The sequence below is a fragment of the Salegentibacter tibetensis genome (assembly GCF_020164485.1).
In the GTDB taxonomy this organism is placed as follows: Bacteria; Bacteroidota; Bacteroidia; order Flavobacteriales; family Flavobacteriaceae; genus Salegentibacter; species Salegentibacter tibetensis.
In genome coordinates this window covers 1-23,805 of record NZ_JAIQZA010000001.1, presented here as the reverse complement: position 1 = coordinate 23,805, position 23,805 = coordinate 1, and the positions used below count along the sequence as shown (strand labels likewise).

General features: G+C 38.6%; 20 protein-coding genes, 1 tRNA gene and 2 pseudogenes. 8 read left to right on the top strand and 15 right to left on the bottom strand.

The window, feature by feature from the left end:
• The first annotated feature begins 55 nt into the window (after positions 1 to 55).
• The gene (locus tag LB467_RS00115) at positions 56 to 280 is read left to right on the top strand and encodes a DUF2281 domain-containing protein (RefSeq protein WP_224472003.1); all 225 of its coding nucleotides are present in this window, start codon (positions 56 to 58) and stop codon (positions 278 to 280) included.
• Entirely contained in the window at positions 277 to 597 is a 321-nt protein-coding gene (locus LB467_RS00110) for a type II toxin-antitoxin system PemK/MazF family toxin (protein WP_224472002.1), read from the top strand. The genes LB467_RS00115 and LB467_RS00110 overlap by 4 nt, the downstream gene beginning before the upstream one ends.
• A gap of 54 nt (positions 598 to 651) precedes the next feature.
• On the opposite strand, the gene rimM is transcribed toward LB467_RS00110, so the two are convergent.
• Both rimM and LB467_RS00100 read right to left on the bottom strand, forming a co-directional pair.
• Positions 652 to 1,179: a ribosome maturation factor RimM gene (gene rimM / locus LB467_RS00105; protein WP_224467451.1), complete on the bottom strand. Its 528-nt coding sequence runs from the start codon at positions 1,177 to 1,179 to the stop codon at positions 652 to 654.
• 13 nt (positions 1,180 to 1,192) lie between these two features.
• Positions 1,193 to 1,771: a 30S ribosomal protein S16 gene (locus LB467_RS00100; RefSeq protein ID WP_224472001.1), complete on the bottom strand. Its 579-nt coding sequence runs from the start codon at positions 1,769 to 1,771 to the stop codon at positions 1,193 to 1,195.
• A 389-nt stretch (positions 1,772 to 2,160) separates the two neighbouring features.
• On the opposite strand from LB467_RS00100, the gene LB467_RS00095 reads away from it, so the two are divergent.
• From LB467_RS00095 to LB467_RS00075, 5 genes are all read left to right on the top strand, one after another.
• Positions 2,161 to 2,607, top strand: coding sequence for a ferritin-like domain-containing protein (locus LB467_RS00095; protein WP_224472000.1), 447 nt, complete (start codon positions 2,161 to 2,163; stop codon positions 2,605 to 2,607).
• Positions 2,608 to 2,893: 286 nt separating this feature from the next.
• Positions 2,894 to 7,285: a DNA polymerase III subunit alpha gene (dnaE, locus tag LB467_RS00090; protein WP_224471999.1), complete on the top strand. Its 4,392-nt coding sequence runs from the start codon at positions 2,894 to 2,896 to the stop codon at positions 7,283 to 7,285.
• Between the two features lie 441 nt (positions 7,286 to 7,726).
• The gene (gene trxA, locus LB467_RS00085; RefSeq protein WP_075325050.1) at positions 7,727 to 8,044 is read left to right on the top strand and encodes a thioredoxin; all 318 of its coding nucleotides are present in this window, start codon (positions 7,727 to 7,729) and stop codon (positions 8,042 to 8,044) included.
• A gap of 104 nt (positions 8,045 to 8,148) precedes the next feature.
• Entirely contained in the window at positions 8,149 to 9,081 is a 933-nt protein-coding gene (locus LB467_RS00080; RefSeq protein WP_224471998.1) for a DUF58 domain-containing protein, read from the top strand.
• 109 nt (positions 9,082 to 9,190) lie between these two features.
• Positions 9,191 to 9,264: transfer RNA gene (locus LB467_RS00075), tRNA-Asp, on the top strand.
• 261 nt (positions 9,265 to 9,525) lie between these two features.
• Here the strand turns inward: LB467_RS00075 and LB467_RS00070 are convergent.
• The 13 genes and pseudogenes from LB467_RS00070 to cphA all read right to left on the bottom strand — a co-directional run bounded on the left by LB467_RS00070 (position 9,526) and on the right by cphA (position 22,933).
• Positions 9,526 to 10,377: a hypothetical protein gene (locus LB467_RS00070; protein ID WP_224471997.1), complete on the bottom strand. Its 852-nt coding sequence runs from the start codon at positions 10,375 to 10,377 to the stop codon at positions 9,526 to 9,528.
• A 70-nt stretch (positions 10,378 to 10,447) separates the two neighbouring features.
• A complete protein-coding gene (locus tag LB467_RS00065; protein ID WP_224471996.1) occupies positions 10,448 to 11,557 on the bottom strand; it encodes a hypothetical protein in 1,110 nt (369 codons plus the stop codon).
• Between the two features lie 92 nt (positions 11,558 to 11,649).
• Positions 11,650 to 12,333 carry a hypothetical protein gene (locus tag LB467_RS00060; RefSeq protein WP_224471995.1) on the bottom strand — a complete coding sequence of 228 codons (684 nt, stop codon included), beginning with the start codon at positions 12,331 to 12,333 and terminating at the stop codon, positions 11,650 to 11,652.
• On the bottom strand, positions 12,320 to 12,880 hold the full coding sequence (locus LB467_RS00055; protein WP_224471994.1) for an RNA polymerase sigma factor: 561 nt from the start codon (positions 12,878 to 12,880) through the stop codon (positions 12,320 to 12,322). Before LB467_RS00055 ends, LB467_RS00060 begins: the two co-directional genes overlap by 14 nt.
• A gap of 891 nt (positions 12,881 to 13,771) precedes the next feature.
• Positions 13,772 to 13,876: pseudogene (locus LB467_RS19395) on the bottom strand (ISAon1 family transposase); the annotation flags it as partial.
• Between the two features lie 105 nt (positions 13,877 to 13,981).
• Positions 13,982 to 14,413 (bottom strand): hypothetical protein, encoded by a 432-nt coding sequence (locus LB467_RS00045; protein WP_224471993.1) that lies wholly within the window; start codon positions 14,411 to 14,413, stop codon positions 13,982 to 13,984.
• Between the two features lie 250 nt (positions 14,414 to 14,663).
• Positions 14,664 to 15,181: pseudogene (locus LB467_RS19290) on the bottom strand (DUF72 domain-containing protein).
• Between the two features lie 57 nt (positions 15,182 to 15,238).
• Positions 15,239 to 15,694 carry a hypothetical protein gene (locus LB467_RS00035; RefSeq protein ID WP_224471992.1) on the bottom strand — a complete coding sequence of 152 codons (456 nt, stop codon included), beginning with the start codon at positions 15,692 to 15,694 and terminating at the stop codon, positions 15,239 to 15,241.
• Between the two features lie 282 nt (positions 15,695 to 15,976).
• Positions 15,977 to 16,513 (bottom strand): hypothetical protein, encoded by a 537-nt coding sequence (locus LB467_RS00030; protein ID WP_224471991.1) that lies wholly within the window; start codon positions 16,511 to 16,513, stop codon positions 15,977 to 15,979.
• Between the two features lie 34 nt (positions 16,514 to 16,547).
• Positions 16,548 to 17,705 carry a zinc-dependent alcohol dehydrogenase gene (locus LB467_RS00025; protein ID WP_224471990.1) on the bottom strand — a complete coding sequence of 386 codons (1,158 nt, stop codon included), beginning with the start codon at positions 17,703 to 17,705 and terminating at the stop codon, positions 16,548 to 16,550.
• A gap of 468 nt (positions 17,706 to 18,173) precedes the next feature.
• Positions 18,174 to 19,088, bottom strand: coding sequence for an isoaspartyl peptidase/L-asparaginase family protein (locus LB467_RS00020; protein ID WP_224471989.1), 915 nt, complete (start codon positions 19,086 to 19,088; stop codon positions 18,174 to 18,176).
• A gap of 330 nt (positions 19,089 to 19,418) precedes the next feature.
• Positions 19,419 to 20,282, bottom strand: a complete 864-nt coding sequence (locus tag LB467_RS00015) for a cyanophycinase (RefSeq protein WP_224471988.1) — start codon at positions 20,280 to 20,282, stop codon at positions 19,419 to 19,421.
• Positions 20,279 to 22,933, bottom strand: a complete 2,655-nt coding sequence (gene cphA, locus LB467_RS00010; protein ID WP_224471987.1) for a cyanophycin synthetase — start codon at positions 22,931 to 22,933, stop codon at positions 20,279 to 20,281. The genes LB467_RS00015 and cphA overlap by 4 nt, the downstream gene beginning before the upstream one ends.
• 568 nt (positions 22,934 to 23,501) lie before the next feature.
• Here cphA and LB467_RS00005 point away from each other — a divergent pair.
• Positions 23,502 to 23,805 (top strand): DUF4372 domain-containing protein (locus LB467_RS00005; RefSeq protein WP_224471986.1); only part of this gene is annotated, 304 nt, incomplete at its 3' end.

Sequence of the window (23,805 nt, the reverse complement as noted above, 5' to 3'; positions counted from 1 at the left end):
GTTGTAAAATATAATTACCGTAAAAATCCTTATATTTATTTGAAATTGTCTCATTATGGAAAAGCAAACGATTTTAAAAAAGACAATGCAGGATATTTCCAGACTTCCAGAATGGAGGATTCAAGAAGTATCAGATTTTGTTGAATTCTTGCTACAAAAAAGTGAAGAAAAGGAGTTGGTTAATGACCTTCAAAACAACGCGGCAAAATCTAAGTCTTTACATTTTTTGGAGGAAGAGGAAGACTTGTATAGTGATGAAGATCTAACTGAAAAATTTTGATCAATAAAGGAGACATTGTACTGGTTTCCTTTCCTTTTACCAATTTGAAAGGTAGCAAACGAAGGCCGGCGGTAATTCTTTATATTGGAGAAATGGATGTTGTTGCAGCTTTTATAACTTCCCGAATCGCTATAATCTCTTCTTTCGAGTTATTAATAAATCCTTCTGAAACTAATAGATTAAAAAAACCTTCCCTAATTAAAACTACAAAAATCTGTACGTTAGATAAGAATTTGATTGTTGGTAAGTTAGGTGAATTAACTGAAATGGAAAAAGAGCACTTAAATACAAAGCTAAAAGAGGCCTTTGCTTTGTAATTTGAGTATTGAAATCTGCCTACTGCCAACTAAAAACCTGCCAACTAGAGTCTGCTACCCAAGATACAACTCCACCAATCCCTCAGGTGTAGTTAAATAAATAGTATTGTTTTCCTTGTCTATTTTTTCTATAAACTCATCGTTCATAGGGATAAGGATTTGCTTTTCGCCTTTCTGAATTTCAAAAAGAGCCTGGGCGGTACTGTCATTTATGGAGGTGATTTTGCCAATATTGCCGTGGGTGGCATCTATTACATCAAAACCTATAATTTCGTGAAAGTAGAACTGGTCGTCGTCCAGATCGGGGAGCATGGTGAGGGGAAGATAAGTATGTGCCCCTATAAGGTCTTCAGCATCCTGCTCGGTTTCAATATCTTCAAATTTAACGCGAAGCAAAGTGCTTTTTTGCAAATTACTTCTTTCAATAAAAAATGGAACCAGGTTCTCATTATATTCAATGAGCACTGATTCCATTTCTGTGTAAGCTTCAGGTTCATCAGTGTCCAGTTTGATGAGCACCTCCCCTTTAAAACTAAATTTAGCAACGATTTTTCCTAAATAGAAACATTCATCTTTAGTCATCGCCGCCTAAGAATTAGTCTTTTTTCTCTTCTGTTTTTGCTTCTTCGGCAGTCTCTTGATCAACTTCCTTTTCCACATTTGCCTCTGGTTCACCTTCTTCGGTTACTGCAGCACCTTCAGCTTCAGCAGCAGCTGCCGCGTCGGCTTCTTTTGCTTCAGCTTCACGCTTAGCGTTCACCTCTTTTTCAGCATCAAGAGCTTTCTTTCTTACTTCTTGTTCTTCTTTAGAAAGGTTATCTTTCTTAGCAGCGATTTTAGCTTCTTTTTCTTCCAACCAGGCTTCGAATTTCTTCTCAGCTTCTTCTTCAGTTAAAGCGCCTTTTTTAACGCCACCAGCAAGGTGTTTTTTAAGCAAAGCTCCTTTGTAAGAAAGAATAGCACGTGCCGTATCTGTTGGCTGTGCTCCATTTTCTAACCATTTTACCGCTCCGTCTACATCTAGCTCGATAGTAGCTGGGTTGGTGTTTGGATTGTAGATTCCTAGTTTGTCTAAGAATTTACCATCTCTTTTTGAGCGCGCATCTGCGGCTACGATCCAGAAAAAAGGTTTTCCTTTTTTACCGTGTCTTTGTAATCTTAATTTTACTGGCATAAAAATTAAATTGTGGGGTTCCCGACCCCGGTTATTAATAAGGCTGCAAAGATACTATATTTTTCTATTTCACAAGGAGTTGGCTGGAAATATATTTAATGCTTTGAACTACGCAAAATCAAGAACCTCGGGGCAAGCCCACGAGGTATGAATTGGAAAACTATTTTATAATTTCGAGCCAAGCCCGCCTGAATGATTCGGGCAGGCCTCGGGGGATTAAACCCTCAATGAGGGATAAAGAAAATTAGGAAGTTTTTTGGTTAAAATCGCAGTCGGCTGTTAAAAGCAGTTAATTAGTGCTAAACCCTGTTAAACAGATTGTTGCTGTGGTTTTTCGGTTTTATATTTACCGGTAGGAAATAAAATTTTTTACTTAAAATATATCAACTATGAAATATTCGGAAAAATTAGGAAAATCGCTTAACGAACTGCTTGAAAAGAATTATGATGCTGAAAAGGGTTATAAAGATGCTGCTGAAAACGTTAAGAATCCTCAATTGAAGGCTTTTTTTTCTGAAAGGGCTCAGGAGCGTTACGATTTTGGCCACGAGCTTAAAACTGAAATCCGCAATTTCGGGGAAAGTCCCGATAAAGGCTCCAGTTTGGCCGGTGATGCTCATCGTACCTGGTTAAATCTTAAGGCAAGCCTTTCTTCTGATAAAGACGAATCAGTATTAGAAGAAGCAATTAGAGGTGAAAAAGCAGCAGTGGAAGAATATGAAGAGGTTATAAAAGACCCGGATGTTCCGCCGTCTACTGCAAACATATTATTAAAGCAAAAAAACAAAATTGCTGCCGCACTTAATAAACTAAAAAGTATGGAGCTGCAGAGTTGATTATAAGACTGGAAAATTAATAGTGTACGAACAGATGTTTGATTGAAGTAGTAGTTTTTAGTGTTCGTATAGGCCTCACAGGTTCCCGGAAACGGTATTTGTGAGGCTTTTTTTATTGCTGAAAAACATAATCGGTTCGTGAAACGCGGAATATGAATCGTTAATAATTCCTGAAAAATTAACTTGAGGCTGCGCTAAATTATATGTAATTTTAGCCTCGAAGCAGGTGTTTTTTCTTCTGAAATAATCGCCTGAAATTCAGCTTAATTCCTAATTTTCGCCGTACATGTACCTAATTTTTGATACTGAAACTACCGGTCTTCCCAAACGCTGGGATGCTCCCTTAACCGATTCTGACAACTGGCCAAGATGTATACAAATTGCCTGGCAGTTACACGACGGGATGGGGAATTTAATCGAAAGTCAGGATTACCTGGTAAAGCCTGAAGGTTTCAATATTCCTTATGATGCCGAGAAAGTCCACGGAATTTCTACCGAGCTAGCTGCAGAAGAAGGTGTTCCTCTTTCTGAAATGCTGGAGAAATTTCAGGAAGCCTTAAATAAAACCAAATTTGTGGTCGGGCAAAACGTAGGTTTTGACCTGAATATTATGGGTGCGGAATTCCATAGGGAAGCGATGGAAAATACGCTGCAGCAGTTGCCGGTTTTAGATACCTGTACTGAAGTTACTGCCAGGATGTGTGAAATTCCCGGTGGACGAGGCGGAAAATTTAAATTACCCACTTTAACTGAACTGCACGAATTTTTATTTGATGAGCCTTTTGGGGAAGCCCACAATGCTACAGCCGATGTGGAAGCAACTACCCGTTGTTTTTTGGAACTTTTAAGACAGCGCGTTTTCACCAAAGAACAGCTGGATGTACCTGCAGATTATTTTGAGAATTTTTCAGAAGCGAATCCACAGCGCATAGAACTGATTGGATTAAAGCATATCAATCTTAAAAAAGCTTCCGAAGAAATAAGAAAAAGGCTTCAGAAGCAACAACCTTCCTCAGAAATCACCACCGAGGAGATCGAGGAAAACCTTGAAAAACTTGATGAGGTTCCTTTTACACATTTGCACAATCACTCGCAATTTTCGGTACTACAATCTACCATCAGCATAAAGGATTTGGTAAATGTTGCTGCAGAAAATGATATGCCTGCGGTAGCGCTTACTGATCATGCGAATATGATGGGCGCTTTTCATTTTGTGAAAGAAATTGGGGATTATAATAAGTCGGTTAAAGAAAAGAACGAAGCGGCGCTTGCCAATAACGAGCCTGCCGAGGCCAGGGAATTAAAAGCTATTGTAGGCTGTGAGTTTTTTGTATGTGAAAATCACGCCGATAAATCCCGAAAAGACAACGGCTACCAGGTGGTGATGTTGGCCAAGAATAAAAAAGGTTATCATAACCTGGCAAAGATGTCTTCTAAAGCCTATACCGATGGGTTTTATTATGTTCCGCGAATTGATAAGGAAATTGTAAAGCAGTACAAAGAAGATATTATTGTGCTTACCGGTAACCTTTATGGAGAAGTGCCAAGCAAAGTTTTAAATGTTGGGGAAAACCAGGCCGAAGAAGCTTTGCTGTGGTGGAAAGAAGAATTTGGTGACGATCTTTATATCGAGATCATGCGCCACGATCAGGAAGACGAAGACCGGGTAAATACTGTTTTAGTGGATTTTGCGAAAAAACATAAGATAAACCTGGTGGCTACCAACAATACTTATTACTGCGCCAAAGAAGATGCCAATGCCCACGATATTTTATTGTGTATAAAGGATGGGGAAAAGCAGGCTACGCCAATTGGTCGCGGCCGGGGTTATCGCTATGGTTTGCCTAACCAGGAATATTATTTTAAGAGTGGGGAAGAGATGAAAAATCTCTTTAAAGACCTGCCTCAGGCCATAAGCAACGTGCAGGAAGTGGTAGATAAAATCGAGCCGTTTGAACTTGCTCGGGATGTTTTACTTCCGGCATTTACCATTCCTGACGAATTTTTAGTTGAAGAAGACAAACATGACGGCGGGAAACGTGGTGAAAATGCTTACCTGAAGCATATCACTTTTGTTGGGGCTAAAAAGCGGTATGGTGAACTTACACCGGATATTGAAGAACGACTTAATTTTGAGCTTTCGGTAATTGAAAATACCGGGTATCCCGGGTATTTCCTTATTGTGGAAGATTTTATTCGCGAAGCCAGGAACCTCGATGTTTCGGTGGGGCCGGGAAGGGGTTCTGCGGCAGGAAGTGCCGTGGCCTATTGTTTGGGAATTACCAATATAGACCCCATTAAGTACGATCTGCTTTTTGAGCGTTTCTTAAATCCCGATCGTGTGAGTATGCCCGATATTGATATCGATTTTGATGATGAAGGTCGAAGCCGGGTTATGGATTACGTGATTAAAAAATACGGTGCCAACCAGGTTGCGCAAATTATTACCTACGGAACCATGGCGGCGAAATCTTCCATTCGGGATACGGCCAGGGTTTTGGATCTTCCGTTAGGTGATGCCGATAGGATTTCAAAATTGATCCCTACCATGTCCAAGCTCGGGAAGATCTTTGGAATGGATGAAAAGGAACTTAAAAAGAAATTCAGGAGTGAAGATCTAGAAAAAGTAAATGAGCTTTTAAATATCGCTGAGGGAGACGACCTGGAAGCACAAACCGTAAATCAGGCACGGGTTTTGGAAGGTTCGGTTAGGAATACCGGGATTCATGCCTGTGGTGTAATTATTACTCCCGGTGATATTACTAATTACGTGCCGGTTTCGGTAGCTAAGGATTCCGATCTTTATGTTACGCAGTTTGACAACTCGGTTGTAGAAAGCGCCGGACTGCTAAAAATGGACTTCCTGGGGTTAAAAACGCTAACCCTAATTAAAGATACGGTTCAGATTGTAAAAGGCAGGCATAATATAGATTTGGTGCCTGATGAATTTCCGTTGGATGATGAAGAAACCTACAAACTTTTCCAGCGTGGGGAAACGGTAGGAATTTTTCAGTATGAATCGCCGGGAATGCAGAAGCATATGAAAGACCTGAAACCTACGGTTTTTGATGATCTTATTGCGATGAACGCCCTATATCGCCCTGGACCTATGGAATATATTCCGAGTTTTATTGCCCGTAAACACGGGAGCGAGGAAATAGCCTATGATTTACCCGAAATGGAGGAATACCTCCAGGAGACTTATGGGATTACGGTTTACCAGGAGCAGGTGATGTTACTTTCGCAAAAGCTGGCCGGCTTTAGTAAAGGTGAAGCCGATGTTTTGCGTAAAGCGATGGGTAAAAAAATCTTTGCTTTACTGGAGCAACTCAAGCCTAAATTTTTAGATGGGGGAGAGGCTAAAGGGCATCCGCGTGATGTTTTGGAGAAGATTTGGAAAGACTGGGAAGCTTTTGCGGCCTATGCTTTTAACAAATCCCACTCTACCTGTTACGCCTGGATCGCATACCAGACCGCTTATCTAAAAGCGCATTATCCTGCGGAATATATGGCGGCGGTACTTTCCAATAATATGAACGACATTAAGCAGGTTACTTTCTTTATGGAAGAATGTAAACGAATGAAGCTTGATGTACTTGGCCCGGATGTAAACGAATCTTTTTATAAATTTTCGGTAAATAAAGATTACGCGGTACGCTTTGGAATGGGTGCTATAAAAGGAGTAGGATCTGGTGCGGTAGCAACTATTGTGGAAAATAGAAAAACCGAAGCCGGACATTATAAATCGATTTTTGATATGGCGAAACGTATTGATTTACGATCGGCCAATAAGAAAGCTTTTGAAAACCTGGCTCTTGCCGGCGGTTTCGATGGATTTGGAGATACCCACCGCGCACAGTATTTTCATGATGATGGCGATGGAATTACCTTTTTAGAGAAAGTGATAAAATATGCTGCGAAGTTCCAGGAAAATGAAAATTCTTCCCAGGTGAGTTTGTTCGGGGAAGCCAGTGAAGTACAAATTCCGGAACCGGTGGTGCCGCCTTGTGAAGAGTGGGGAACTATGGAAAAACTTAGGCGGGAACGCGAAGTGGTAGGAATTTATATTTCGGGCCACCCGCTGGATGATTTCAGGTATGAGATGGATTATTTTTGCAATTCGAAATTAGGCGAGTTTAATGATCTGGAAAAATGCGTAAATCGCGACCTTACTTTTGGTGGTGTGATAAGCGATGTGCAGCATAGGGTTTCAAAAATGGGGAAAGGCTGGGCGATGTTTAGCGTAGAAGACTATACTGACACCTATGAATTTAGAATGTTTGGAGAGGAATATTTGAAATTCAGGCATTTTTTGGTGCCGAATTCTTTTGTGCATATCAAGATTTTCGTGAAAGAAGGCTGGACCAATAAAGAAACCGGTAAAAAAGGCGATCCTAGAATTCAGTTTAATAATATTTATTTATTGCACGATGTAATGGACCAGTTCGCGAAAAAACTCACTATACAACTTGATATTGCCGATCTTCAGGAAGAGAAAATCACCTGGTTTAAAGATATTTTTAGAACCCACCGCGGGGAGCATAAGTTGAATTTTGTGGTTTATGAAATGAAAGAGCAGGTCAAACTGCATATGCCGAGTAAAAAGCAAAAAGTAAAGATTTCACAGGAATTATTACAAACCCTGGAAGATGAACAGGTGATGTATAAGCTGAATTGATTTCAGTTAGCAGTTTTGCAGTGGCAGTAGATAGTAATAAATTTTTTGAAGCCACGAATGCACGAATAGGCCGGTTTTTTAACCGGGTGCGGCAATCTTTTGTTATCTGTTATTTTGTTCTCCATGGGTAATTTGCAGTTATCTATATAAGCCACGAATACACGAATATTTTTACCTGCCGACTGGAAACTGAGAACTGAAAACTGCCCACTGCCCACTACCTACTGAAGCCTGCCAACTGAATTTTTCGGGTTAGGGATTGAAGCAAGCTACCGTGTAGCGCTGAAAGCCCGACCCCGCGCTACGAGCGCGGTGGAACCGCCAAATAAACGACCTGAATAAGCGTATAACCAAATACAATATCACTTGTGTAAGGAAAGCAAAAATATTTGACTAATTTTACACTTTAATGATAATAACAGAAATTAAAAATACATAATTATGGCTATTGAAATAACTGATGCGAATTTTGAAGAACAGGTGCTAAAAAGCGACAAGCCTGTAATGGTAGATTTTTGGGCTGCATGGTGCGGACCTTGTAGAATGGTAGGACCAATTATTGAGGAAATCAGTACTGAATATGATGGGAAAGCCGTTGTAGGAAAACTGGATGTTGATGCTAACCAGGAGTTTGCTGCGAAGTATGGAGTGAGAAATATCCCGACTGTACTTATTTTTCAAAATGGAGAAGTAGTAGGCCGCCAGGTAGGAGTAGCGCCAAAAAATACTTACGCTGAAGCTTTAGACGAATTACTATAAGTTTTTAGCATTTTATATAATTTGAAAAACCCGGTCTTGTGCCGGGTTTTTTATTGGATGCTTTTTAGTTTAAATACAGCGGCTTTTATTTATCTTAGTGGAGTATGAATTTAAAGGAGGAAATATATAGTTCGGCTGCGGGTTTTATACAACTGGAACTTTTGGCGAAGCAGGTGGTGGAAGGTTATATTTCGGGGATTCACAAGAGTCCGTTTCACGGTTTTTCTGCGGAATTTGCCGAGCATAAAATTTACAATAACGGCGAAAGCACCAAACATATAGACTGGAAGCTTTTTGCTAAAACCGATAAGCTCTATACAAAACGTTACGAAGAGGAAACCAATTTGCGTTGCCATTTTATAATGGACAATTCGGCTTCGATGCATTATCCTGAAGTGAAAAAATTTTCGGCAGATTCGCTTAATAAGATTGGATTTTCGGTATTATCTATCGCCAGTATTATGCAGGTTTTAAAACGCCAACGTGACGCGGTGGGGCTTAGCATATATAGCGATGAATTTGAGTTCTACGCACCTGAAAAAGGCAGTGACCGGCATCAGCATATGTTACTGGACGCTCTCAATAAAAGCCTGGAAAAGAAAACAGATCATAAAGAGACCAAAACCTATACTTTTCTACATCAAATTGCTGAAAAACTAAAAAGGCGTTCGCTGGTTTTTTTGTTTACCGATATGTTCCAGGCCGATACCGAAGAAGCAGCGCTTTTTGAAGCTTTACGGCATTTAAAATACAACCGGCATGAAGTGGTACTGTTCCACGTGATGGATAAAAAGCGGGAATTCGACTTTGACTTTGAAAACATTCCTAAACGCTTTACCGATGTGGAAACCGGGGCTGAAATAGACCTTTATTCGGAAAACATTCGGGAAAGTTACCAGGAGGCAGTGCAAAAGTATGTGGAAGATCTGAAATTAGAGTGTGCTAAATATAAGATCAGCTATGTTGAAGCTGATATTAATAAAAACTTTGATAAAATTTTGACAACCTATTTTATTGAAAGACAAAAGTTTGCCTGAAAACTTAAAATAATGCTGAAAAAACTTCAAAAAAAGGTTTGTGTAATAATAAAACAGATGTATATTTGCACTCGCCTAACAGAAAATGATAGGCAAGCAATAAAGCAACGGTCTGGTAGTTCAGTTGGTTAGAATACCTGCCTGTCACGCAGGGGGTCGCGAGTTCGAGTCTCGTCCAGACCGCAAAGTTGCAAAAGCCTTTCAGAAATGAGAGGCTTTTTTTTATGCCTAAAATTCTGGTAAAATCTCAAACTTCCTCAGTTTACTGCAATTGCTGCATCTCCATCTTCTTTAGAGATTAAGTATCTCTGGCATTCTTAATGAGATTACTCACCTCTATAATTTTTAAAGGCTGGAGATATCTTAGAACAAAAGTTAGAGCCTTGTTCATAGCGCATAAAAAGGAACTTCACTCAACAAGGCTCAAGAAATTGCTGCCTACTGCTACTGAAATACAGGAGAAGAAAACATTTGTTCTACAAGGTAATTCAAAGACGATTTCCAGCCATCATCAGCAGGAACCGACTGTTGGTTATCCTGAGATTTCCTTATAAATACCTGTTCTGAAAAATCCATTCCATAAGCCTTTTCCTTGCTGTCGGGATTATATACATTCAAATCAATAGCTCTTTGTATTTGCCCAATATTTCCGGAAACCGAGTCCTCAGCCATATAATTTGACTTGTCAATCTTAGTACTGTCTTTATTTGTTTCATTGATTGAAACATACAAAATATATTCCGTACCCATTATCTCTCTTAACCGGGCCGGAGAGGATTGTCTTAAATCGTCATAATTTATCCCGGCTTCCAATAATTTTTCAATGGCCTTATCATTAGGCAATACCTCAATCCCATGATTTTTAGCTTGTCCTGATGTCAAATCCATTATATAATCTGTTGCCTTGCTGGCCAGATTCTTTTCATCAGATCCGTTCAGTTCGAACACTAATGGTATGATAGCTAAAGTATTTTCTACGAATCCGGGAGTTTTAGGTACCTGTGGTACCAATGACTCGCTCATTCCAGAACCATTGATTATGGCTGCGTTAGCGCTATTGAAATTTTGCGTCCTCCCGCTGGCAAAAACTATTTTATTTATTCCATCGGGTTTTAATTCATAAACAACACTTTCACCTGGATAGCTGAAAGTTAACAGGTCAGCGCCTACCTTTATGACCTTCACTTGCAGAAATTGGCCATCAGTGGTCACAATAATATCATTTTTTAAATCATTTTGCTGAGCAAAGAGGTTTGCGCAAAAGAAGAAACTTAAAACAAATAGTAATTTTTTCATTTTAGATAAATTTAAATTATTACATAACGAATTTTTAAATAATATGGCCTTATAAGTGGACATTTCACTTCTAGAGATCTAAACGGATACCCAGGGAGACAAACTGCTGTTCATTCGCAGCATTCTGAAAAATGGTATTGAGATCATATTTTCCATAGATAGAAAAAGCCCCAATTCCAACATATGCGCTAAGGCCGTAAATTTCCTTATTTATATTATAGCCCTTAAATTCCTCTCTTCCAATCCAGTAAAAACCACGGTAATAATAGGGACGCTCCACCCATTGTTTTGCACTCAGGTTAATACCCATATATCCACCAATGCCAAATTTCAACTGATTACTGGAAGAGTAGTAAGTGTAATCTCTATTTTGCTTTTTCCTGGTAGGTCCAAATTCCAAATGCAGGGGCAATACCAGGTTATTAACATGGAAACCCGAGGCAGTAAGGCGGTGGTCTGCCCGCAGCTGTGTCTGGCCGTCTACTTCTGCAAAAAAACGGTTATAATTAGGTCTTAACCTATTGGATTGATATGAAAGTCCATACTTCAGTCGTAGACCATTTTTTTTGGTAAGAGGGGTTTTTAAAACTAGTCCTATTTCCATAAACTTGGAGTTGTATAATGCATAATCCCTATCCTCCTCGAGATCCTGCCACCTACCTTCTCCTATCGCATTGTTAAAGCCAAAAGCGACCACCAGGTCCAGAGTGGTAGGACTTTTTACTTCCCCCTCTTTCAAAGGTATAACAGGCTGGGGCTTAACCCGTGCAGGTACGACAGATAAGGTGTCTCTTTTAGGTAAAGGTTGTTGTTGGGGTTCTACATCACCACTAAAATAGGAATCAATGTCAAGGAAAATATTCGGATCCCTGACAGGTTGTTCCTGTTCTGATTGTTTCTTTTCCAGAATAGCGATGGTTTCAAGAATCACTGCCTGCCGTTCTTGTATTTTCCATGCTCTTGCCTCTGCAGCCTTAATTTTGAGCCTCTTAGCCTCTTCAGCATTAATGACCCTGTTTTCAAACATGCTGTTAATATCCTCAATTTGCTTTTTTAGTTCATTTTTTTCTTCTGTTTCAATAACGTCCAACTGGTTACGCAATACAGCAATGGTTTGTTCCTGTGCATCAATCTGTAAAGTGAACAATAAGGTAAGCGTCAGAAATACAATTTTTTTCATATCCATTTTTTTACCGTTCTACATGTATAATAAAGATTATTGTTGCCTCTGGCACTGGACCTTATGGGAGCGCATATATCAATCTATAACCTTCAGTTTGCAAATGCAGATTTGATCTTCAAAAAGTCCCTTAAAAGGCTATTGAAAGCCACCTCCGTGTTATTTCTCTTAGGTTCTCTTTCTTCTTCGATATCTATTGCATCTACCAGAAACTCCCGTGCCAGTAATATTTCCTGTTGTTCTAATAAGATTCTTTTTATATCTATATTTTTACGAGCTTCTCGCATTAAAGATTCAATTTCGGCATCAGTAACCTCTATCCCGGGGCTTAAGTTGAGATCCTCAGGAGCTCTCTTGTTAGCTGTCAAAACTTCATCTAATCCTGCACTCCTTACCTCATTTGAAAGTACATCGCGCTGAGGTATTTTTTCCTGCACAATTACCTGTTCATTCTTGTAGGTTGGCGCATTATTGCTGGTTACCAAGGAAACTATTTTGCCTTTTTCAACTTCAGTATCAGCTGTAGGTATAATAGTTCCGCTGTTCTCTACCAGGGAAATATCCAAATGCTGAATGCTTTTATTTCTTACAGTACCAAATCCAGCCAGAAAAACAGTTATAAGGAGGACAGCCTTCCTAAAAAAGATCTTTTGATCCCTCTTCTGCTCCTGTTCCTGAAGTTTATCCAAAAGTTGCAGCCAGGCATTTCTTTTTGGTGTTAAAGTATACTCTCTCAGAGTGGACTTGACGAATAATTCAATATCATAGCGCTTCATTTTTTTTTCTAATGAGTTCAACTTTTTCCTGAAGAATCTTACGTGCTTTAGAAAGTTTTGATCTTGATGTATTTTCCGGGATGTTCAGCACCCTGGATATTTCTTTATGGGTATAACCTTCAATAGCATGGAGCATAAACACCAACCTAAATCCATTGGGAAGCTGGTCTATCAACTTAAGCAGAAAATCTACGTCGCTTTTTGAAGCTATATTGGAACTGCTTAAATCCTCATGCTCCATAACGTTGCTATCGTATAACAACCAGTGTTTTTTTTTAAGAAAGTTTATGGATTCATGTATCATAATCCGTCTAACCCAAGCTTCAAAACTCCCTTGTCCAAGAAAACTTCCTATGCGCGTAAAAGCCTTTAAAAAACCTTTTTGCATAACATCTTCCGCAAATTGCAGATCTTTCACATAGCTCCTGCATACTGCCAACATTTTAGGAGCGTATTTTTCATATAATTTATATTGTGCATTCCTGTCCCTCCTCGCTGCCTTTCGTATCAGCAATCGTTCATTATAATAAATAGATATTATCTTCACTTTTAAGACAGATTTTTTAAAGATTGTATGCACCGTATATTTATATAGACAACTCAGGAAGCCTAAACGTTCCAAAAAAATATTACTTTAACATTTGAAATTTTCTTCGCAGATGTTTAAAGAGAATTAGGGGTGATTTTTCTCGTTTTACCTTATCATCATGTAGGGCCTTTCCTGAGATAAGGATAAGCGATGTTTCCGGTATAAACCTGATAGGTTTGACCTCATCAAATCTATTCCATCTCTTAAAGTTTAGTGTCGGCGGTAAAAAGTTTCCTAATTCCTAACCCTAAAAAAATCGATAATTTTAGTTCAGGCTATTCTTCCAGTAGACTTAGGACATTTTTATAAAGTGCTCTTATTGAAACAATTTAATCGGGCAGGTAATCTTCCCAACAAAGTTCCTATAAAAGATTTTGGGGATAAATTCTATCTTAAATTTACGCTATTTTTCTGAAAAAAATCGTAGAAAAAAGAATAAATCTTTGTCAATAGTAATAAGTATTTGGTATAAAGCATTCATTACCAGATTACAATTCGCTGGAGTTTCTTTTTCATTTGTGCCAGACGGAAGTACTGTAGCCAGCCTTGCAAAATAATCTTTGCGCCATTAAGACTTTATAAATTTAAAGAAATGAGTGACCTTAGGAGTTGATTAACCAAAACTAAAAGTCAAACATTAAAATATATTAAAGGTGCCGAATTCGGTGAGTGCGAAAAAAGACCCTCCGGGAAGGCCTTTAAAATAAGGATTTTACAAATAGTTCGAGTCTCCCAGACCGCAAAGTTGCAAAAGCCTTTCAGAAATGAGAGGCTTTTTTATGGGGTAATTTCTCATGAAATTATGGGAACGCCGGATCAAGGATCAAGGATTAAGCCCAATTGTTGTGTTTATGCAAAAATTGTAGTTAATCTGTACAAAAAGAATTCTACATTTTTAACTCCTCTAAACTGAGCCCTAAACGCTTTTATCTTTGCATTGAAAGATTCTGCAGAAGAGTTTGTATGGCCAAATTATGGAAGTAGAGGAGGAGATGACAAAATAAAAATAAAGGCACAATGTTCTGTGCCCTTATCTTTTTTGTTAAAAATTATTACAGTCTATGATTTAGTTCTTGCAAGGTGACTTTTAGATTTCTTGACATAAGATTCCCACTCTTCCATAATTTCTTTTACTTTTTCCTTACTGCCAGCATGTTTTTCTAGAGCTTTCATCCATTCAATTTCGTGTGGACTTGTTTTCCATTCAAAAACTTCAAGTCCTTCCTTCATGGGAAAGATTACCATATGGTCCCATTCATTATAAAGTAGCTCAAAATCCATTACATCTTCACCAAGATCCTGATCCGTGGGTTTAAAATATTCATTGACTAATTTCATTGCCTCATCTATCTTACCATCGTGGAAATCAAAATAAGTAATGGTGTACCATTTAAGATTTTCATGTTTCTCAGCTGTCATCTCCTGAGCTGAAAGAATATTGAAGCAAAAAAACAAAGCAATCAGCGGGAATACAATTTTAAAATTTTTCATAATTAAAGATTTAAGTGGTTAATTAATTTTTCATCAGCTAAATTCTAGAAGTATAGCTTTTGTCTACTTAAATTACTGAAAATAAAGCAAATAAGAAAAAAATATTCTCAGTTTGAAAATGATGGCCTGGAAAATCCTTAATAAGTAATTAGGTAAGCTTTCTAACGTTAAGGTACTTCCAAGTAAAACCAATTCTTATTTAAAGGAAATAGCGGACGTTTGTAACATTAAAAAGAATCTTACTACCCATTTAGCCCGTCACACCTTTGCGGCCATCGTAAAAATATCTAAAGGTGTTGCCGACTCTGGTATGCTTGTGTAACCATTGCGCTTTGTAAAAATTCAACAGGTCATAAACATCGTCACAATAATATAATGTATTCCGAAACTTAACAGCAACTTTCCAGTCTTGTGTAGTATCTGCTTCTTTGATATTGCTTAAAAGTTTTTCTAATTGAATGGTGTATTCCTTACCTATACTGGGAGGGAACTGAATGAGCATGCATCCTTTCTTTTCATTGACAGCATTGATAGAATTAAAAAAGGTAACAACATCCTCAATATTAAAATTTAAACCTTTATTGTGTGTAATTCCTTTCCATAATTAAAATGGTCTGGCATTGATTTAGCCCATTTAGAAACTGTTGCCGATCGTGGAATTTTGTAAAACGAACTATTGAATTCTATGCTACTAAATAAAGTTGCTTGATAGTTCCACCTACTCGTATTTTCATACGGAGGCGGAAATAAGTATTTCGGAATAGGCACTGTAAGCCGCTAAGACCTGAATAAAATGATGCTGGAAACCAGGAACAGTATTCACAATCAAGCCCTTTTATTCCCATCTGTTATTTTATAAGTGATGGCGCAGAAAATCCCAAATACAATATGGGCAAGGATGAGATGACCAAAATATGGTTTGAGATTTTTTGCCGGTGGATTGGGATGAGCTTCAAACATAAGCTTCCATCCCCCAATACCTATAAGTCCGCTTCCAGCGCCCAGCAGCGTACCGGAAGTCAGAGATGGTTTTACCTTTGTTTGCTGCCATAATTCACTATAACAAACCACAAATAAAGTTCCAATAGCGTAATGCAATCCCCATCCTGCTATTTGGGCGGACTTCTTTGAGCCACTTTTTGGTAAACGTTTTATAAGTTGACCCAGTACTTGGGGCTCACGGAAGTTTCTATTTTTTTTGTTGGATATCAAATAACTGAACAGCGTCATAGCAGAAGTTCCGACAATTGCAGAAATAAGTATTTTACCAAGATGCATCATATTTTATTTAGTTCAGCTTAGAATTGAAACAATTTTTTTTAAGGCAGTCAGTTTTTTTGCTGTGCCCCGTGTTTAATTTTGTTAGATGACGTCTGTAGGTTCATTCCTGCGGATTTTATTGGACAGCATTTCATTAATAAAACCACCCATTTCAATGCCCAAAATATTGATTTGGTAGTTAGTGGAACCGGATAAAGTATTTACACATTTAGATTGGCCTCAAGTTTATTTAAAACCTGGGGGTTTAAGGTAATTATAAATAATTGTCTAGTAAGTATGAAATTATTTGCTATACGACTTCTCCCGGTTTGAAGAAATTAATATGGCTACAGACCCCGCAACTACCAAGGCTCCTACTGCAGTTTTAATTAAAAAATTCTTTCGGTTATATTTCCATTCCGCACCCCATCCTCTTTCGGCAAAGGTATTAGGCATAATTCCCTTCTTTAAATCGTCAATAATACCTTCATAAACTCCAATTCTATCTGCAAGAATTAAGGGAAGCCAACGACCGTAACTACCTTCGCCTTTTTCAAATGCCTTCCTGCGTATTGCACCACTTAAGCCCGATGGAGGTACAGAAGTGCCAAATACAGCAGTTATATTAGGCCTCTCAATAGATTTTAAAATTTCTACATCAACCTTTTGTTGTGTGGGCCTTTCCCATTCATAGCCTTCATGCTCTTCATCTGTTCTTTTCTTGATTGGGTAGGTGGGATCATTTTTTGAATCTGCATCTATTCCCCAGCCTTTAATATGGCTATGGTCACCTCCCCTGATGTTTTTAAAATCTTTAGATTTATTTTCGTCCGATTCCATAATGTATTATTTATAAGGTTATGTAAGCAATTTATTAAGAGTTAGCCGTGGGTGGTATTAATACCGGCTTAATACAATTATCAAGTTTGGTAGAGAAAATATGGTAGCCTTCTGCCACCTCCTCAAGAGGAATACGGTGCGTTATAAGTTGTTTCGGATCAATTACACCGTTCTTAACGTGCTCAATCAACCTGGGTAATAATCTTTTTACTGCTGCCTGGTTTGCACGAATTGTAATTCCCTTATTGACTACATTTCCCATAGGTACAAGACATGCTGTGGGGCCATAAATGCCTACAATTGAAACTATGCCTCCCTTTTTTACTGAATTTATAGCCCAATGAAGAGCAGTGGTAGATCCCCCCTGGAGCAATAATTTTCTGCCCAGCAGGGTGTTCATGGCATCTCCTGCCGCTTCAGCACCTACAGCATCAATACAAACATCTGCCCCAAGAGAATCGGTAGTTTTCTTAATGAACACCACGGGATCCTCAAGCGATTTAAAATTGTAGACTTCACATTGGGCGTATTTTTTCACAAATTCAAGTCGATATTCCAATTCATCTATAACTATTACTCTTCCTGCTCCAAATAGCCAGGCGCATTTCGCAGCCATTATACCAATTGGTCCGGCACCAAACACAACAACGGTATCTCCTTTCTGGATTCCCCCCATTTCAGCAGCCTGGTAACCTGTAGGAACAATGTCTGTTAATAATACGGCGTCATCCAAATCCATCCACTCTGGGATCACTGTGGGCCCCACATCGGCATAGGGAACTCTCACATATTCTGCCTGGCCTCCATTATAACCACCCGCGGTATGAGAATACCCAAATATTCCACCCACAGCTGTAGCCTGCGGATTTGCTTCGTGACAGTTTCCATACAGTTCCTGCTTGCAAAAAACACATTTACCACAGGAAATATTAAAGGGAACGATTACCTTATCCCCTGTTTTTACATTCTTTACATCGGATCCTATATCCACAATTTCTCCCACGAATTCGTGGCCAAAAGTCATTCCTACCCGGGTATCGGGCACCAAACCGTGATACAGGTGCAGGTCAGACCCACATATACACGATCTCAAAACTCTAACTATTGCATCGCCCGGATGTTCAATCTCAGGGTATGGCATATCGTAATCTGCACGTACCTTAAAAGCTCCGCGAAAGTTCATTGCTAACATAATGGTCCTCCTTTCTGTTTTAGTTATAAATTAAATTAGTAATTACCAGTAGGTTATTGTTTATTATCTAATAAACTTTGCAGTCAATTTAAGGCTTCTTGAAATTACGAAAATCTAACAGTGAGTAAAATTATTTAACTATAATTTATTGTATTACAGTATCTTAAATAAATTTCTGGAATGATTTCTATAACCAAATTCATCAAATTTCCTTTAAACCATATTTTTACTTGCTCTTGTTTGATTGGAATCGAACTATATCATTTTCATATTGTTGCATTCTTTTTATTTACAATCAGGTAACCTATAATGAGCATTACTACGGAAACTCCTAAAAAGTAAAGTTTCCTATGTCGTCTTACTGAAGCCTAACAATTGTCTTTTTCAATGTGTGGAGCTTGTTTTTATTTAGTTTTTTAGAGATCCCAATGAGAACAGAGAAAAGATGCTTTCGATGATCAAAAACTATTATTTATAAATTTTCACTGTAATTTTTTCCTCATTATTTTTCCAGGCCCTGTGCATGCGTTCGCTGTTAAAACATACCCCAAGGTTTCCCCTGGTATCTACAGCAATTACCCCTATATCACCTTCAACATCCATATTTCGCTGATGAATCACATAATCACAGGCATCCTGTAAACTGCAATTTTTTAATTCCATATAAAAGGCAATGCTGTAGGCTATAACATTAATGATAAGTAATTCCCCATCCCCGGTTCCGGATACGGCGCAGGAAGAATTATTAGCATAACATCCCGCTCCAATCACACAGCTATCACCAATACGACCGTCCAAACAATTGGGAGTGCCGCCTGTTGATGTCGCAGCTGCTAGATTCCCTGCTTTATCCAAAGCAACTGCACCCACTGTTCCGTGAATGCGTTTTTTCAGAATAGCATTGTAATCATCCTGCTTCCTGTCTTTAATGAATTCCTCTACCTGATGTTCCGTGATAAAATAAGAATCCCCTTCAAGGGCCAAATCTTCTTCTTTTGCAATTTCAAGAGCACCCGCCCCGGATAAAAAAACGTGCGAAGTATTTTCCATAATAAACCGAGCTAGTGTAACGGGGTTTTTGACATTTCGAACCATAGAAACTGCACCAGCATTATTTTTTTTGCCATCCATAATGGAAGCATCCATTTCAACTTCCCCTTTGTTATTAAGCGCTGAACCACGGCCTGAATTAAAAAGTGGATTATCTTCTAAGGATCGAACTGCATTTTCAACAGCATCCAGTGCACTGCCTCCTCCTTTTAAGATTTTATATCCTGTATTAACAGCGTCTTCCAAGCCTTTTTTATAACCCGACTGATGCGATTTGATAAATTCAGAATCCTCTCCGGCTCCTCCTTGGACAGCTATTGAAATATTATTCATATCCAGATTTTTATTGTTTTTTAATCCCTCATTGAGGGTTTAATTCCCCGAGGCCTGCCCGAATCATTCAGGCGGGCTTGCCTCGAGATTATAAAATAGTTTTCCAATTCATACCTCGTGGGCTTGCCCCGAGGTTCTTGATTGGTCAGATGTAATTCGAATACCCCTGTCTGTCTGCCTGCTTGCCTGCAGGTTCATTGGAGTTTGTAAAGGGATCCCGTTATGCTCATTTCATACTTGATCACTTTTTATCAATCCTCAACTGAAGAACAGGAAATAATAATTGCAACTTTTGAAACACCAGCGCGCAAATAATCGCTTGTGATTAGATCAGCCATCATTCTTTTTTCTTTGGCTTATGGCAGGATTGGCAAGAGTTCGGGTTTTTAAATCGAAGCGGCAACCTTTTACCAACAAATGCACTTTTAAGTTTTCAACAAAAACACCATATTCAGCTTCCACCTCAGCAATGTTTGTTTGTTCAATTCCTGAACCATCTATTATCACTACCATTCCTGAACCTAAACATTCAGCATCCTTTCCATTTTTTACTATGAGTGCAGTGTCTTCTCCAAGTCCAACGCCAAGTTGTTCTGGATTAATTATTACAGCATGTGCAAGCCGTCCAAACCTCCCGCGTTTTATAAAATGAGTGTCTATGATACAATGTTCAAGTAATCCAAAGCCTGAAGAAGTATTTATATCATTCTTAAGTAATGCTTCATTAGTTCCGCCTCCGCTGATCATAATTTTTGACATTACCATTGCTCCAGCGCTTGTGCCTGCGATCACAAAGTCTTCCTCTTCAAAGTAGCGTTTCAATATTATATCAGTGACTGGCGTTCCTCCCAAAATGGTTGCTAAGCGGAATTGGTCTCCCCCACTAAAAAAAATGGTATTTGCTTTTTCTATTCGATTAATGTACTTACTAAGCCGTGCTTCATTCTTGTCTTCAATGGGTAGAAAGCCAGTATCATTAAATCCTATTTTATCGAATGTTTGCTTATATTCTTTTTTTACTTCCTGCTTTATCTCAGAACCCGTTGTGATTACCTCAACTTTTTTTTTCTCTTTTAATAGTAATTTCAAAATTTCAAATTGTTTAAACTCAAGGTTTTTTGTTTCCATATCAAGATTATTATCTCCTTTATGTTCCGCTCCTCCAATAATGAGTAAAGTTCCTTTTGGTATCATAACTGCCGCTTATTTAAGGTCTCTGGTATAAAATCAATAGATATTTTTTCTGTTTGCATTTGTTGTTGCACATAGGCAAGCGTATTTTGAACATCATCGACAGACACAAAAATTAATTCCCCCTTTCCAGCATTATCGATGGCATATTGAATAGATTCTATTTCATCTGAAATTATAACTACCGGGGTATAGTCATTAATTTCCCGAATACCCTTGGTAAGAAAACCGCTTATCTCTTCCTTGGCCTTTCCTCTTTGGTCCCTGTCATGCTTTATTATTATTTTATCAAACATTTGAGCTGCATAACGCCCTATATTTTTTATATCTTCTAGACGCCGGTCACCAGGGACTGTAATAATTCCTGTAATTTGGGTTGCATTAACTTGTTCCAGATATTTTTTTATCTGAATATATCCGTCAGTATTATGAGCATAATCGACCAGTACCTGAAAATCCTTAAACCGGAACAGATTCATTCTACCAGGGGTGAGAGTAGGGGAAGGGATGAAGGATTTAAGCGCAGCATTAATTATTTCCAGGGGAAAATTACTTATTGAAGCGGCTAACAAAGCAGGTAAAATATTTTTCACCATAAAATCGCATTTGCCCGAAAATGTAAGCGGCACTTTGGAGACTTCTGCTATTCTTGTTTTCCATTGCCCTTTGCTTATTACAAAATAATCATTTTCAATAAAAGCAGCTAAGCCTCCGTTACCGCAATGTTTTTTTATGCGGGGATTATTTGCTTCCATACTGAACAATGCAATATTGCAATCCAGATTATTTTTCATTTCAAAAACCAGATCATCATCAGCATTGAGAATTGCATAACCTTTATCAAAGGTACTCTGCGGAACCACTGCTTTCACATTTGCCATTTGTTCAATGGTATCTATATCGTTCAATCCCAGGTGATCATTAGTAACATTGGTTACCACGCTAATATTACACTTATCAAAGCCTAAGCCGGCCCTAAGGATGCCACCCCGTGCGGTTTCCAGGACTGCAAACTCCACAAGGGGGTCACGTAGCACAGCAGCTGCACTTGTTGGACCACTGCAATCCCCTTTACAAATTTTGGTTCCATCTATATAAATACCGTCCGTTGTAGTATAGCCTGTATGGTGGCCGGCTACCTGTGCCATATGGGCAATCAATCTTGTAACAGTGGTTTTTCCATTTGTACCCGTAACGGCTACAACTGGAATACGTGCACTTGCATTGTCAGGATAGAGCATGTTTACTAATGGCTCTGCAACATTTCTTGCTAAACCTTTTGCAGGAGAAAGATGCATTCTAAAACCCGGACCGGCATTAACTTCCAGTACAGCTCCATTTTTTTCGGTGATCGGGAGATGAATATGCTCTGCCATCACATCAATACCACATATATCTAAATTCATCAATCTAGCAGCCCGCTCAGCCATAAAGATGTTTTGCGGATGCACCATATTAGTTACATCTGTTGCTGTTCCTCCTGAACTTAAGTTGGCGGTGTCTTTTAAAAATAAAATTTCTCCACTAGGTAAGATAGAATCTTGGGTAAGTGCTTTCTCTATTAAAATCGATTGTGTTAATGCATCCATTTTTATTTTGGTCAGGACATTTTCATGATCTTCCCCTCTTCGGGGATCCTTGTTTGTTTCGTTAATTAATTCTATAATAGATGAAGCGCCATCGCCCATTATCATGGCCGGAGTGCGTCTGGCTACGGCTGCCAGTTTGTAATTGATAACCAAAAACCGATAATCCATTCCGTTTATATAGCGTTCAACTATAACATCTTCCGAAATTTTTTTCGCTTCAATGAAACCATTTATTGCCTGATCTATAGTGGTTATACGCGTAGTGATGCCCCTGCCATGATTACCGTTTACTGGTTTGGTGACAAGTGGAAATCCAATTTCTTTTACAGCTTCTTCGAGTTCAGCTAAATCGTTGATCAGTGTACCTATTGGTACCGGAATATGTGACTGGGATAATAAGTTGCGGGTAGCATTTTTGTTGGAGGCTAAGTCAACTGCCATGCTGCTCGTAGTACTTGCAACGGATGCACAAATTATTTTTTGATTGCATCCCTGTCCCAACATTAACAAAGAATCATTATTAAGTCTGGTGTAAGGAATGTTCCTACGCTCAGCTTCTCTAACTATAGAGAGTGTGGTTGGTCCTAATTTTTCTCTATTATACAGTCGTTGCAACTCCTGTATATCATTATCCACCTTGTAATCTAATTCGCTAAGGAGGCATTCCACCAAATTTACAGCCGCCCTGGCAGCGTATATTCCAGCCTTTTCAATAATATAGGAAAATATTACGTGGTAAATTCCCTTTACATTGGTAGAACGTGTCCGTCCAAAACCACAATCCATTCCAGCAAGGGTCTGCAATTCAAGAGCAATGTGTTCTACCACGTGCCCGAGCCAGGTACCTTCTTTTACACGCATTAGGAAACCACCTTCAACTCCCACTGAACACGTATGACTTTTTAAAGAGGGTAACAGCCGTTCCATGGATTCACCAAAACCAGCAATTTTGTTAGTAGGCCGTTGTTCCCAATCTCCAATGTCAAGTTTCATGACAATAAGATTTTTCCTGTATCCTGACCAGTAATTAGGGCCGCGTGTAACTTTAATTTCTAATATTTCCATTGTTATTTATGAATAAATTTTTTATTCAAATTACCAGGGAGAACTCAAATAATTGGAAAAACTATTATGGTTTCCGGTGTGACCTTCCTTAGAAAAAAAATGATTTTGCTTTTAATCCCACGCGTACCCAAGAGGAAAGCGTATCAGATTAATCTATTGAAAATAAATTTTAAACCATTGATTTTCAGTTAATTATTTGGTAATTAGTGTTAAAGCATTTGTAAATTTAAAAGAGTAAGCTGCTAAAGCAGAGTAGATAGGACACTATAATACCGGGCAATTAGGGATGTGCGTCAATTTAAAAATAGAGTGCCGAATGCACCTTCCGTAGAAATGTTTCCAAGAGGATGATTAGTGTTGTACCGAATTGTAAAACTTTGATAAAACTATGTTGGTAATTTACCCGTTATTAAGTATTTACAGGTTGTAGTTAAATATTCATAATTACTAGTGTCCGGTTAAGGAGTATGTGAATCATTGGGAAGTATGACTATATAAAGGATAAACGTTCATTGAAATATTTTTCGATTTGAAATTAAATTAGGGGAAATGATTGGAGCTTTGCCGGATGAACACAGGCAGGACAATTTTATCACAGGTTTTGGATTTTATATCCAAATATGAGTTTGACAAATGTGTAGCGAAGTATAATGGCAATTATAGGGTCAGGAGTTTTACTTGCTGGGAACAATTTATCGTGATGATGTTTGCCCAGTTTACCTATCGTGAAAGCTTACGAGATATAGAGTCGTGTTTGGCTGCAATCTCTGGTAAACTCTATCACAGCGGAGTGAAAAGTAAAGTGAAGCGCTCCACCTTATCAGACGCCAATGAAAAACGGGATTGGCGTATTTATGCTGAATTTGCACAGC

What these genes read in the sequence shown, in the direction of transcription:
- LB467_RS00115 (WP_224472003.1), top strand. Translation starts at nt 56, where the DNA reads ATGGAAAAGCAAACGATTTTAAAAAAGACAATGCAGGATATTTCCAGA.
- rimM (WP_224467451.1), bottom strand. Translation starts at nt 1,179, where the DNA reads ATGACTAAAGATGAATGTTTCTATTTAGGAAAAATCGTTGCTAAATTT.
- LB467_RS00100 (WP_224472001.1), bottom strand. Translation starts at nt 1,771, where the DNA reads ATGCCAGTAAAATTAAGATTACAAAGACACGGTAAAAAAGGAAAACCT.
- LB467_RS00095 (WP_224472000.1), top strand. Translation starts at nt 2,161, where the DNA reads ATGAAATATTCGGAAAAATTAGGAAAATCGCTTAACGAACTGCTTGAA.
- dnaE (WP_224471999.1), top strand. Translation starts at nt 2,894, where the DNA reads ATGTACCTAATTTTTGATACTGAAACTACCGGTCTTCCCAAACGCTGG.
- trxA (WP_075325050.1), top strand. Translation starts at nt 7,727, where the DNA reads ATGGCTATTGAAATAACTGATGCGAATTTTGAAGAACAGGTGCTAAAA.
- LB467_RS00080 (WP_224471998.1), top strand. Translation starts at nt 8,149, where the DNA reads ATGAATTTAAAGGAGGAAATATATAGTTCGGCTGCGGGTTTTATACAA.
- LB467_RS00070 (WP_224471997.1), bottom strand. Translation starts at nt 10,377, where the DNA reads ATGAAAAAATTACTATTTGTTTTAAGTTTCTTCTTTTGCGCAAACCTC.
- LB467_RS00065 (WP_224471996.1), bottom strand. Translation starts at nt 11,557, where the DNA reads ATGAAAAAAATTGTATTTCTGACGCTTACCTTATTGTTCACTTTACAG.
- LB467_RS00060 (WP_224471995.1), bottom strand. Translation starts at nt 12,333, where the DNA reads ATGAAGCGCTATGATATTGAATTATTCGTCAAGTCCACTCTGAGAGAG.
- LB467_RS00045 (WP_224471993.1), bottom strand. Translation starts at nt 14,413, where the DNA reads ATGAAAAATTTTAAAATTGTATTCCCGCTGATTGCTTTGTTTTTTTGC.
- LB467_RS00035 (WP_224471992.1), bottom strand. Translation starts at nt 15,694, where the DNA reads ATGATGCATCTTGGTAAAATACTTATTTCTGCAATTGTCGGAACTTCT.
- LB467_RS00030 (WP_224471991.1), bottom strand. Translation starts at nt 16,513, where the DNA reads ATGGAATCGGACGAAAATAAATCTAAAGATTTTAAAAACATCAGGGGA.
- LB467_RS00025 (WP_224471990.1), bottom strand. Translation starts at nt 17,705, where the DNA reads ATGTTAGCAATGAACTTTCGCGGAGCTTTTAAGGTACGTGCAGATTAC.
- LB467_RS00020 (WP_224471989.1), bottom strand. Translation starts at nt 19,088, where the DNA reads ATGAATAATATTTCAATAGCTGTCCAAGGAGGAGCCGGAGAGGATTCT.
- LB467_RS00015 (WP_224471988.1), bottom strand. Translation starts at nt 20,282, where the DNA reads ATGATACCAAAAGGAACTTTACTCATTATTGGAGGAGCGGAACATAAA.
- cphA (WP_224471987.1), bottom strand. Translation starts at nt 22,933, where the DNA reads ATGGAAATATTAGAAATTAAAGTTACACGCGGCCCTAATTACTGGTCA.